Origin of the sequence: Williamsia sp., assembly GCF_016462415.1 — a bacterium.
Lineage (GTDB): Bacteria > Actinomycetota > Actinomycetes > Mycobacteriales > Mycobacteriaceae > Williamsia_A.
In genome coordinates, this window is sequence record NZ_JAEMTF010000133.1 from 1 (window position 1) to 11556 (window position 11556).

An 11556-nucleotide genomic window follows, 5' to 3' on the forward strand; every position below is an offset into this window, starting at 1 on the left:
CATGTCGTCTCCGATGGAGTGGTCGCGTGGTCGGTACGAGGCGGTTGCGGAACGCATCGCCGCGATCGCGGGCGAGGTGGTGTCCCGCACCGACGACGTGAGTCCTCTCGACGGCGCCGACGTCGTCGACCTCGCCTGCGGCACCGGTAGCGCCGCGTTGGCCGCGCACGAACGCGGCGCGCACGTCACCGGTGTCGACCTGACCGGCGACCTCGTCGCGATCGCCGAGGGCAAGGCCCGTGACGCCGGCGTCGACATCGAATGGATCACCGCGGACGCCTCCGACACCGGGCTGGCCGCCGACTCGTTCGACGGTGTCGTGTCGAACATGGGCATCATCTTCGTCGACCCCGATCGGCAGCTCGCCGAGATCGCGCGGCTGTTGCGACCGGGTGGTGTCCTCGGCTTCTCGGCCTGGGTGCGTGCCACCCACAACCCGTTCTACGACCCGATCGTGTCGGTCCTCGGTCGTCCGGCGCAGACCGGGCCGGCGCCGGATCAATGGGGCGAGCACGACACCATCCACGCCCGCCTCGCCGACGACTTCCAGGACGTCGACGTCGTGACCCGCACCCACACATGGGAATTCGAGTCGCTCGAGTCGGCGCTTCGGTTCATCTCGAACGAGTCCCCGATGCACGTCAACGTGCTGCACGGGATCAGCGAGATGCAGCACGACCGGGTGATGTCGGCCTTCGAGGTGGCGTTGACGCGGCATGTCGGGAACGACGGCCGCGTCGCCTTCGATTCGCCCTACGTGATCGTGACCGCCCGTCGTCAATGACGGTGATCGGCCGCGCGGGTCGGTGCGGTCGTGTTTCATGGGTGGGGTGGGGACTTCTCTGAACCGACCGCACCTTCGTCACGCGGTCATGGTGGTGGTGCTGGTCCTCGTCGCGGCGATGGCCACCGCGTGCTTCGATCCGCTCAACCGCGCGGGATCGCGTGACGCCGACCCGAACCACATCAGCGTCGGGTCCGGTGGGGTTCTCGAGGCGCAGATCATCGGCCAGATCTACATCGACGCACTCGAGGCCAACGGCTTCGTGGTGACCGACCAGCTCAATTCCGGGACGCGAGAGCGCTACATCCCGGCGCTGCGGGCCGGCGACATCGACCTCGTGCCCGACTTCGCGGGCAACCTGCTGCAGTACCTGGCCGCCAACAATCCGACGATCAATACACAACGCGCCGAACAACTCTCCTCCGTCACCATCCTGCCCGACATCACCGCGGCGTTCCCCGAGGTGCTCGGCGACGACCTCGCCGTCCTGACCCCCGCGCCCGGCTCGGACGCCGACAGCGTGACCGTGACCTCCGAGACGGCGAAGCGGTACGGGCTGAGGTCGATCGCCGACCTCGCCGAACTGTCGAAGCGACAGACCGTCAGCTTCATGGCCAACAGCGAGTTCGCGACGCGCTCGGTCGGCGTCCCCGGACTGGAGAAGAATTACGGCCTGCGGGTGGATTTCAAGCCCAACAACGACAGCGGCGGACAGGCCACGATCAACGAACTGACCAGCGGACGGGTCACCGCGGCCGACATCTACACGACCACCCCGGCCATCACCACAGAGAACCTCGTGGTCCTCGAGGACCCGAAGAACAACTTCCCGGCCAACAACATCGTGCCGCTCATCGCGAAATCCAAAGCGACACCGAAGGTGTCGAAGGTGATCGACGCCGTGTCGTCGAAGCTGACCGTGGAGGAGCTGCGTGATCTCAACTACGCGGTGTCCGGCCCCCGCAAGCTCGAGGTGGAGCAGGCTGCCTCGGAGTGGGTTGCCAAAGAGAACCTCAACAGGTCGTTCGCCTGACGTCGGCCCTGCGCCGTCGGAGAAGACAAGGATGCCCATGATCACGTTTGATTCGGTGACGAAGACCTACCCGGACGGCACCACTGCCGTCGACACCCTCGATCTGACCATCGAGGAGGGGTCGTTCACCGCCTTCGTCGGACCGTCGGGATGTGGCAAGACCACGTCGATGCGCATGATCAACCGGATGATCGAGCCGACCAGTGGCACGGTCAGTGTCGACGGGAACGACGTGTCGACGGTCAACCCGGTGACGCTGCGTCGCGGCATCGGATACGTGATCCAGAGCGCCGGGCTGATGCCGCACCAGCGGATCGTCGACAACGTGGCGACCGTCCCGGTGCTGCAGGGTGTTTCACGCAAGCAGGCCCGCAACGACGCCATCGGACTGCTCGAGCGGGTGGGGCTCGATCCCGGCCTGGCCAACCGATTCCCGGCGCAGCTGTCCGGCGGGCAGCAACAGCGGGTGGGGGTGGCCCGCGCGCTGGCCGCCGACCCGGCGATCCTGCTGATGGACGAGCCGTTCAGCGCGGTCGATCCGGTGGTCCGCGAGGACCTGCAGAACGAGATGCTGCGTCTACAGGGCGAATTGCGCAAGACGATCGTGTTCGTCACCCACGACATCGACGAGGCGGTCAAGCTCGCCGACCGGATCGCGATCTTCGGCTCCGGCGGCCGACTGCACCAGTACGACACCCCCGAGCGCCTGTTGGCCGCTCCCGCCGACGATTTCGTGTCCGGCTTCGTCGGCCGTGATCGCGGATACCGGTTGCTGCAGTTCAGTTCCGGCAGCGATGTCGCCCTCGAACCGCTGGCGCCGATCACCGAATCCGGTATCGACGCCCTCGATCTCGGACCCGACGAGTGGCGCCTGGTCCTTGTCGACGGACGACCGTTCGGGTGGGTCGACGCCGACGGGGTGCGTGCGCATTCCGGTGGTGCCGGGATCTACGACAGTTGTTCGGCGGGTGGATCGTTGTTCGTCGAGGGCGGCACCCTGCGTCAGGCGCTCGACGCCGCGCTGTCGTCGCCGTCGGGACTCGGTGTGGTCGTCGACGCCGACGGAACGGTCACCGGCGGCGTCCGCGCGGCCGACGTCCTCGGGGTCATCGAGCGCGAACGGAAGTCGGCGCGATGACGTACCTGTTCACCCACTTCGACAAGGTCTGGAGCCTGCTGCTCGAGCACCTCAAGCTCTCGCTCATCCCGATCGTCGTCGCATTGGTCATCGCGATCCCGCTCGGGCTGGCGGTGCACCGGTCGTCGGTGGCCCGACGGATCGCGATCATCGTCGGGTCGGTGATGTTCACCATCCCGTCGATCGCGCTGTTCATCGTGCTGCCGTCACTGATCAACACCCGCATCCTCTCCGACATCAACGTCATCGTGGCTCTCGCGTTGTACGCGACGGCGCTGCTGGTCCGATCGATCCCCGAGGCACTCGACGCGGTGCCGGTGGCCTCACTCGACGCGGCCGAGGCGGTCGGTTACAAACCGTGGGAACGCGTCGTCAAGGTGCAACTGCCGCTTGCGATCCCGGTGTTGATCGCGTCGATCCGAGTCGTGTCGGTCACGAACATCTCGATGGTGTCGGTCGGCTCGGTGATCGGGTTCGGCGGGCTCGGCAAGCTCTTCACCGAGGGCTACAGCCGCAACTACACCGGGGAGATCATCGCGGGCATCATCGCCACCGTCGTCCTCGCTCTGGTGATCGACGTGATCCTGGTGGCGATCGGACGTGTGCTGACCCCGTGGACGCGGGCGTCGCGGCCGTCTCGACGGTTTCGGCGGCGGGCGGTCCCGGCAACGACACCGCAGACCACCGGCATGGCGGCCGAGGGGGCCACGGCATGAGCGGGATCTTCTCCGACACCGTCTCCTACCTGACGACCGGCTCGAACTGGTCGGGCACCGCCGACGTCGACGGCCTGGGCCTGTTGATCGGCCAGCACCTCGAGTACACCGTCATCGCGGTGGCCGTCGCCGCCGTCATCGCAGTCCCGCTGGGTCTGCTGGTGGGCCACACCGGCAAGGGCGAGGTGGTGGTGGTCGGTCTCGTGAACGTGATGCGGTCGCTGCCCACGCTCGGACTCCTGTTGCTGTTCATCCTGTGGATGGGCCTGGGCCTGACGCCCACGATGATCGCGTTGATCCTGCTGGGTATCCCGCCGATGCTGGCGGGCGCCTACTCGGGCGTCGCCAACGTCGACCGCGTCGTGGTCGATGCGTCGCGTGCGATGGGTCTCGGCGAAATTCAGGTGCTGCTGCGGGTCGAGCTGCCCAACGCATTGCCGCTGATCCTCGGTGGACTCCGCAACGCGACCCTGCAGATCGTCGCCACCGCCGCGATCGCCGCGTACGCCGGACTCGGCGGGCTCGGCCGACCGATCTTCGACGGTCTCGCCACCTACGACTACCCGCCGATGATCGCGGGGTCGCTGCTGGTGACGATTCTCGCCCTCGTGCTGGATTCGCTGCTCGCCGGACTCGTGTGGTTGTCGGTGCCGGGAACGGGCCGATTGCGGCCCGCACCCAAGCTCGTCCGCGGGTGATCCGACGGGTTCTGCGGACGGTTGGTCGATATGTCCGGCAGTCGCCTACCGTAGGGGCGTGAGTTCTCCTCAGGATCCCCAGCCCCGTGGTTCCGTCCCCGCTGGTGGCACCGCTCGCTCAGCCCAGACCGCGAACGACGCCACCGACGACTTCAAGTCCGTCCTCACCTGGCGGGGGGCGAACCAGACGCGCCTCGAGCAGGCGCGCGTGCAGGTCTCCGGCAACCGGATCAAGGCGTACGGCCAGATCATCGGCGCCGCGACCGACGAGCACGAGGCGTTCAGTGCCACCTACGACCTGCTCACCAACGACGCAGGCATCACCCGCAGGCTCGCGGTCCATCTGATCCGTGCGAGCGGAGAGACGCAGATCTCGATCACCCGCGACGGCGAGAACACCTGGTTGGTGCAGACCCCGCAGGGCATGGAGCGCGGCGACTTCGGCGGAGCCGAGGACGTCGACCTGGCGCTGAGCCCTCTGTTCAACGCGCTGCCGATCCGCAGGCACAACCTGCACCGTGAACCGGGCGAGGTCGAGGTCCCGGTGGTCTACCTCTATCTCCCCGAGGCGACCGTGACCGCGGCAACGGTGCACTACACCGCCACCACCGACGCGATCACCGTCGTGTCCCCGGTGTCGAACGGCGCCACCATCACCGTCGACTCGACCGGTTTCGTCCAGGACTACTCGGGGCTCGCCGACCGGGTCTGAGCGCCGCGCCACACCCGGCCGAGATGCGCCTGATGGCGCAGATCGCCGGTCCATCCCGGAGTGCCGATCTCGACGTCGACGATCGGATCGGGCTCGTCGGCCACCATCTCCTCGTACCGCAGTCGCGCACGGTGACCGTTGTCGGCGACGACCTGGACCGAACCGTGGTCGCGGAGCTCGTCGCGGGCGCGGGTCAGCCGATCGATGGTCTCGCTGAGCGTGACCAGGAGCGCAGGCGCGTTGGCCTCGAGCATCGCCCGCTGCAGCGGTACCGCGGTGCCCGCCACCCGGGTGCCGTCCCGGAAGCTGCCCGCGGCCAGGCGCAGCGCGAGCGCACCCTCGCCCCCGCCGACGGCCGCCGTCACCGCGGCGGTGAGGTGCGGCAGATGGGAGATCGCGGCGACCGCACGATCGTGGTCGTCGGTCGCGACCGGGACGACGACTCCGCCGACGGCGCCGGCGAGAGCCGAGACCGATTGCCACACTTGCGGGTCGACGCCGTCGTCGGTGCCGACCACCCACGTCGCGCCGGTGAACAGAGCCGGGTCGGTGGCCGCCCATCCCGACTCGGCGGTGCCGGCCATCGGATGGCCGCCGACGTAGCGGGCAGACAGACCGTGTGCGGCGACGGACTGTGCGACAACTGCTTTGACGCTGATCACGTCGGTGATCGCACAGTTCGGCGCGTGCCGGGCGATGGCGTCCAGGATCGGGTCGAGCGCGGTGACCGGTGTCGCGATGACGATCAGTGCGTCCTGCGCCGCCGCGCGGGTGAGGACCGCGTGCAGATCGTCGTCGGCGTCGTACCCGGCGGCACGCGCCTCGTCGACGGTCGCGGGCGACCGGTTGTAGCCGAAGCCGACGCGTCCGGCCGCCGTCGCCGCACGCAGCAACGACCCCCCGATGAGACCGAGTCCGAGTACGCAGATGCTGTCGTTGGCAGACATGGCTCCTACAGTGGCACATCGACACCGACGGCCGAACGCGACGTCTCACGCAGCCCCAGCTCACAGGCACTTTTCGGCGCGGGATGCGGCGCTGATGACTTGGGATAACTCCGGCGGTGCGACTACGGTACGGACATGGCTGCTGCGAGTTCGGACGAGCTGGATGGTTTTGCCGTTGCTGTGGTCCGTGAAGAGGGCAAGTGGACTGTCACGGCGATGGACAACTCGTCCCTGTCCAGCCTCGAAGACGCCGAGAATCTGCTGAGGGAGATGCGCAGCGCCGGTGCGGTGTTCGGTCTCCTCGACATCGACGACGAGTTCTTCGTGGTCATACGTCCGGCCCCGTCGGGATCGCGTCTGCTGCTGTCGGACGCGACCGCAAGCATCGACTACGACATCGCCGCCGACGTCCTCGACGCCATGCACATCGACGTCCCCGACATCGACTCCGACGACCTCGACGACGTCGAGCCGTGGGAGGAGGGCGACCTCGGTCTGTTGGCCGATCTCGGCCTGCCCGAACCGGTGATGAGCGTGATCGTCGGCGACACCGACCTCTACGCCGACGAGCAGATCGGCATGATCGCCGCCCGTCTGGGCTTCGCCGACGAACTGTCGCGCGTGCTGGACTCCCTCGGGCACTGACCAACCGAACCGGCCACCGAATGGCGCGCACCGATCCCGACCTGATGCTCCTGGCTCTCGACGCCGCGAAACTGTCCGGCGCGCAGGACGTCCCGGTCGGAGCCGTGGTCCTCGGGCCCGACGGGACCGAACTCGCGCGCAGCGGCAACACCCGTGAACGCGACGGTGACCCCACCGCGCACGCCGAGATCCTCGCGTTGCGTGCCGCGGCCGGGCGCCACGGGGACGGCTGGCGTCTGGAGGGCTGCACCCTCGTGGTGACGCTCGAGCCCTGTGTCATGTGCGCGGGCGCGATCACCATGTCCCGGATCGGGCGTCTGGTCTTCGGCGCCTGGGAACCCAAGACCGGTGCGGTCGGATCCCTGTGGGACGTCGTGCGGGATCGGCGTCTGACCCATCGCCCCGAGGTGATCGGTGGGGTGCGGGAGGAGCAGTGCGCCGAGTTGGTACGGGCCTTCTTCGTCGATCGCCGCACCGACGGAGCCTGAGCGGTCCGACCGCAGTGATCACGGTGGTCACATGGTGGCCGAGTCCGCACACGGTGTGGCACGGTTGATGGCGGGTGGCAGTCGTCACCCCGTGCGCCGTGGTGGAAAAGACCGCCGAAGAGCGCTCGAGGAGAACGGCCCGGCGGGATCGTCGGGCCATTCGGATCCAAGGAGTTGCGCCAATGGGTATCGCAGACGACGCGAAGAACAAGGCAGAAGAGCTCAAGGGACGCGGCAAGGAAGCAGCCGGCAGCGCCACCGACAACGACGACCTCAAGGCCGAGGGCAAGGGCGACCAGGCGTCGGCCGAGACCAAGCAGAAGCTGACCGACGCCGCCGATGCCGTCAAGGGCAAGATCGACGACGTCAAGGACAAGCTCACCGGACACTGATGCCCCCTCCGCAGGGTGCGTGACCAGACGATTTAGGGGTCAACCCGCCCTGCGGTAATGTCTTCGGCGGTGGCGTGTCCGAGCGGCCGAAGGTGCAACACTCGAAATGTTGTGTGCGGTTACCCCGTACCGGGGGTTCGAATCCCCCCGCCACCGCCACCATCCCCCATCTGCTCTTCAGCAGGTGGGGGATGTGTCGTTTTCGGGGTCGAGCCGTGGTGACCGCCTGAGCGGTCGGGCGCTACTGCGGGATGAGCCCGAAGGAGTCCGAGCCGCGGGTGCACTTGGCCAGCACGCCCGCACTTTGCGACGGACCGCAGCTCCAGCCGTCGACGGTCTGGTTGCGTCCGGTCGAGATCATCGGTCCGTATTTCTTCGCGACGGGCATGACGACATCGCACCCGGCGGATCCACCCGGGAAGACCACCACGCGCAGGGCGCCCTCGGGCCCGTTGGCGGTGTCGCAGCGGGTTCCCACGATGTTCGGTCCCTGCTTCGACGGCGGCACCGCGGTCGCCGGCGGCAGCTGCGGGCCCGGGACGGCCTCCGCGTTGGGGTCGGTGGTGCTCGGGGCGTCGGGGTCGAGCGCGGGGCCTGGCGTCGACGAGGAACCCGGAGCCGCTGACGCCGCCACGTCGGTGGTGTCGACGGCCGATGAGCTGCCGCCCGAGGCGGTGGAGGAGTCGCTGTCGCCACACGCGCCGAGCACGACGGTCAGTGCGGCCGCGGCACAGAGCAGGGTTCCGGTTCGCCTCAGATGCATGACAGCCACCGTATCGAACGGCGATCCGAGGATGCGTCCATGAGCGGGCCCACACCTTCCGCCGCGAGTGATGAGTCTCATATAGCTGCAGTCGACTGAAAAATTGCAGACGGCCGCAACTTCTCCTACGGTTGCCTCATGACCTCAGCCGGACTGCGCGAGACGAAGAAGGCGGCCACCCGCCAGGCTCTCGCCGTCGCGATGCTGCGGCTCTCGGCGCGCGACGGCTTCGACACCGTGTCGGTGGAGGCGGTTGCCGCCGAGGTCGGCGTCTCCGCACGCACCTTCCACAACTACTTCGCGGGCAAGGAAGAGGCGCTGCGCTTCTATCTGGCCGAGGTCATCGGCGCGATCTTCTCGGCTCTGGAGGCACGTCCGCTGGACGAGAGTTTCTGGGACTCCACCGCCGCGGCGTTCATCGAGGTCGTGTGCGACCGCGCCGAGGACCCACGAGAACTCGTCCACCTAATGACCCTCATGGACACCGAGCCGAGCATCGCCATGAAGAAGAACGGCGACGACGTCGACGGAGACGCCGTCGTCGCCCGATTCGAGGAGCTGTGCCGGCGGCGCTCCATCGACTCGGCCGGCGTCGGTTACACCCGCCTCGTACTCGGCTGTGCCGCAGTGGGAGTGCGCGTCGCACTCGAGAGCCACGTCGACGTCACGCCGTCCCGCGCAGAGTTGCGCGTCACCCTCCAACACACCTTCGACCAGATCCGGTCGGGTCTCGGGACACCGCTACCCACCGTCTGATCGTCCTCCCACGCTCGTCGTCCCCGCGGCTCACGCCGTCGAACAGGAAGAAATCTCATGGCCACATATCTGTACCGAATCGGTAGGTGGGCGTTCACCAACCGATTCAAGGTGATCGGCATCTGGCTGCTGATCCTGGTCGGCATGGGCGTCTCGGCGTCGACGTTGTCCGGGCCCACCAGCTCGAGCTTCTCGATCCCGGGAATCCCGTCGGAGAAGGCCCAGGACGCACTCGTCCAGAAGTTCCCGGAGAAGCCGAAGTTCTCCGAGGACATCAGCATCAAATACGTCATCAAGGCGCCGGCGGGCAAGACGTTGCTCGACTACCAGCCGGCCATCGACACGATGGTCACCTCGATGAAGTCCTTCGACGGCGTCAAGGCCCCGGACTCGATCATCAACCCGTTCGTCCCCGAGGCGTTCGGCACGCCGAACGCACCCGGTGAGGTGACGCAGGCCGCCATCGACTTCCAGCGCAACACCTTCGGCAAGCCCGAGGCGACCGCCCGCGCCGACGCCGCGTCGTCGTCGCCGATCAACCCCGACGCCACCGTCGCGCAGCTGGGGGCGTCGTACAACGTCACCGAGGCCGACAAGGTCACGCAGAAGGCCCACGATCAGCAGACCGCGGTCGCCGATGCGGCGCGTCAGGCGGGGTTGACCGTCGAGATGAGCGGGACGGCCCTGCCGCAGCCCGCGATCGGCGCGACCTCCGAGCTCATCGGTGTCGGTGTCGCCATCGTGGTCCTGATCATCACGTTCGGATCGTTCATCGCCTGGGGCATGCCGATCCTCACCGCGCTGATCGGTCTCGGCATCGGTCTGATGGCCGTGACCGCGGCGTCCGGCTTCTTCACGCTCAGTGCCGAGACCCCGATCCTCGCGACGATGATCGGTCTCGCGGTCGGTATCGACTACGCGTTGTTCATCGTCTCGCGCTACCGGCACGAGCTGTTGACGGCGAAGTCCAGGGCTGATGCCGCCGGACGTGCTGTGGGCACCGCGGGATCGGCGGTGGTGTTCGCGGGCCTGACGGTCATCATCGCCCTGTCGGCGCTGTCCATCGTCAACATCCCGTTCCTCACCGCGATGGGATTGGCCGCAGCGGTCACCGTTCTGGTGGCGGTGCTCGTCGCGCTCACCCTGCTCCCCGCCGTCCTGGGATTGTTCGGCGGCAAGGCATTCGGCGCGTCCATCTCGTTCCTGAACGCGCCCGACTCGCCGAAGTCGGCGAACGCCACGACCCCTCGCGTCTCGAACGGCACGCGGTTCGTCAAGCAGATCGTCGCCCGTCCCGCCATCGCGCTGGTTCTCGCGATCGTGGTGCTCGGTGTGATCGCGGCACCGATGGTGGGCCTCAAGCTGGCCCTGCCCAACGACGGCACCGGCGATCCCTCGACGACGCAGCGCAAGGCCTATGACCTGGTGTCCGAGGGCTTCGGAGCCGGCCAGAACGGTCCGCTCGTTGTGGTCCTGGACGGCACGAACGTCGCTGCGGGCGATCGCAACTCGACGTTCAACAAGGTCGTCGAGGACATCAAGAAGCTGCCGGACGTGAAGAACGCCCTCATCAGCGCGGCGGACATCAACAAGGCCGGCGACACCGCCGTGGTGTCGGTGCTGCCCGACAGTGGGCCGAGTTCGTCGGAGACGCAGCAGCTGGTGAAGGACCTGCGCTCGGCCGAGGGCGGCATCACCGATCAGTACAAGGTCACCTACGGCGTCACCGGTCAGACCGCCATCGAAAGTGATGTGTCCGACCGACTCTCGCAGTCCCTGATCCCCTATCTGGCGATCGTGGTGGGACTGGCGTTCATCCTGCTGATGCTGGTGTTCCGTTCGATCCTGGTCCCGCTCACTGCGGCGCTCGGGTTCCTGCTGAGCATCGTGGCCACCTTCGGCGCGACGGTCGCGATCTTCCAGAACGGCGACCTGGGCATCATGGGCAACCCGCAGCCGATCGTCAGCTTCCTGCCGATCTTCCTGATCGGCATCGTGTTCGGACTGGCGATGGACTATCAGGTGTTCCTGGTGACCCGGATGCGGGAGGAATACGTGCACGGGGCATCGGCCAGAGACGCCATCGTCAAGGGCTTCTCACACAGCGCCCGCGTGGTGGCCGCGGCCGCGGCCATCATGATCTCGGTGTTCGCCGCGTTCATGCTGCAGGACAACTCGCTGATCAAGTCGATGGGCTTCGCGCTCGCCGCGGCGGTCTTCTTCGACGCCTTCGTGATCCGCATGATCGTCATCCCCGCGGCGCTGGCCGTGCTCGGCGACAAGGCGTGGTGGTTGCCGAAGTGGCTGGACCGCGTCCTGCCGAACGTCGACGTGGAGGGCGAGAAGCTGGGGGAGTACCTCGCCGAGAAGGACAAGCGCGACGAACGCGATCGTGAGACCGTCTCGGTCTAGTCCCACCCTCGCGCGAGATTGACGAAGCGACGACGGTTGCGAGCGATATTTCATCGCCGCAATCGTCGTCGC

Annotated in this window: 13 protein-coding genes and 1 tRNA gene; 12 read left to right on the forward strand and 2 right to left on the reverse strand. The window is 67.5% G+C overall.

The window, feature by feature from the left end:
- Position 1 precedes the first annotated feature (1 nt).
- Genes JHC79_RS21085 through JHC79_RS21110 form a run of 6 tightly spaced genes read left to right on the forward strand, consistent with a single transcriptional unit; the run spans position 2 to position 5081 of the window.
- Positions 2-784: a class I SAM-dependent methyltransferase gene (locus JHC79_RS21085; RefSeq protein WP_296394538.1), complete on the forward strand. Its 783-nt coding sequence runs from the start codon at positions 2-4 to the stop codon at positions 782-784.
- 46 nt (positions 785-830) lie between these two features.
- Complete coding sequence (locus JHC79_RS21090) at positions 831-1817, forward strand: ABC transporter substrate-binding protein (RefSeq protein ID WP_296394541.1); 987 nt, start codon at positions 831-833, stop codon at positions 1815-1817.
- Between the two features lie 37 nt (positions 1818-1854).
- Entirely contained in the window at positions 1855-2955 is a 1101-nt protein-coding gene (locus JHC79_RS21095) for an ABC transporter ATP-binding protein (protein WP_296394543.1), read from the forward strand.
- Entirely contained in the window at positions 2952-3671 is a 720-nt protein-coding gene (locus tag JHC79_RS21100; RefSeq protein WP_296394545.1) for an ABC transporter permease, read from the forward strand. Before JHC79_RS21095 ends, JHC79_RS21100 begins: the two co-directional genes overlap by 4 nt.
- Positions 3668-4369 (forward strand): ABC transporter permease subunit, encoded by a 702-nt coding sequence (locus JHC79_RS21105; protein WP_296394547.1) that lies wholly within the window; start codon positions 3668-3670, stop codon positions 4367-4369. Before JHC79_RS21100 ends, JHC79_RS21105 begins: the two co-directional genes overlap by 4 nt.
- A gap of 58 nt (positions 4370-4427) precedes the next feature.
- Entirely contained in the window at positions 4428-5081 is a 654-nt protein-coding gene (locus JHC79_RS21110; RefSeq protein ID WP_296394549.1) for a putative glycolipid-binding domain-containing protein, read from the forward strand.
- Here JHC79_RS21110 and JHC79_RS21115 read toward each other — a convergent pair.
- On the reverse strand, positions 5054-6028 hold the full coding sequence (locus JHC79_RS21115) for a prephenate dehydrogenase (RefSeq protein ID WP_296394551.1): 975 nt from the start codon (positions 6026-6028) through the stop codon (positions 5054-5056). The genes JHC79_RS21110 and JHC79_RS21115 overlap by 28 nt on opposite strands.
- Before the next feature lie 135 nt (positions 6029-6163).
- Between JHC79_RS21115 and JHC79_RS21120 the strand changes: the two genes are divergently transcribed.
- The 4 genes from JHC79_RS21120 (at position 6164) to JHC79_RS21135 (ending at position 7712) form a co-directional block, all read left to right on the forward strand.
- Positions 6164-6673, forward strand: coding sequence for a tRNA adenosine deaminase-associated protein (locus tag JHC79_RS21120; protein ID WP_296394553.1), 510 nt, complete (start codon positions 6164-6166; stop codon positions 6671-6673).
- Positions 6674-6693: 20 nt separating this feature from the next.
- Positions 6694-7161: a nucleoside deaminase gene (locus JHC79_RS21125; protein ID WP_296394555.1), complete on the forward strand. Its 468-nt coding sequence runs from the start codon at positions 6694-6696 to the stop codon at positions 7159-7161.
- 182 nt (positions 7162-7343) lie between these two features.
- Positions 7344-7553 (forward strand): CsbD family protein, encoded by a 210-nt coding sequence (locus JHC79_RS21130; protein ID WP_188488202.1) that lies wholly within the window; start codon positions 7344-7346, stop codon positions 7551-7553.
- A 68-nt stretch (positions 7554-7621) separates the two neighbouring features.
- Positions 7622-7712 (forward strand) — tRNA-Ser (locus tag JHC79_RS21135).
- An 82-nt stretch (positions 7713-7794) separates the two neighbouring features.
- Here JHC79_RS21135 and JHC79_RS21140 read toward each other — a convergent pair.
- Complete coding sequence (locus JHC79_RS21140; RefSeq protein ID WP_296394560.1) at positions 7795-8316, reverse strand: hypothetical protein; 522 nt, start codon at positions 8314-8316, stop codon at positions 7795-7797.
- A gap of 138 nt (positions 8317-8454) precedes the next feature.
- Between JHC79_RS21140 and JHC79_RS21145 the strand changes: the two genes are divergently transcribed.
- Both JHC79_RS21145 and JHC79_RS21150 read left to right on the forward strand, forming a co-directional pair.
- Positions 8455-9072, forward strand: coding sequence for a TetR/AcrR family transcriptional regulator (locus JHC79_RS21145; protein ID WP_296394561.1), 618 nt, complete (start codon positions 8455-8457; stop codon positions 9070-9072).
- A gap of 57 nt (positions 9073-9129) precedes the next feature.
- The gene (locus JHC79_RS21150; RefSeq protein WP_296394563.1) at positions 9130-11484 is read left to right on the forward strand and encodes an MMPL family transporter; all 2355 of its coding nucleotides are present in this window, start codon (positions 9130-9132) and stop codon (positions 11482-11484) included.
- Positions 11485-11556 lie beyond the last annotated feature (72 nt).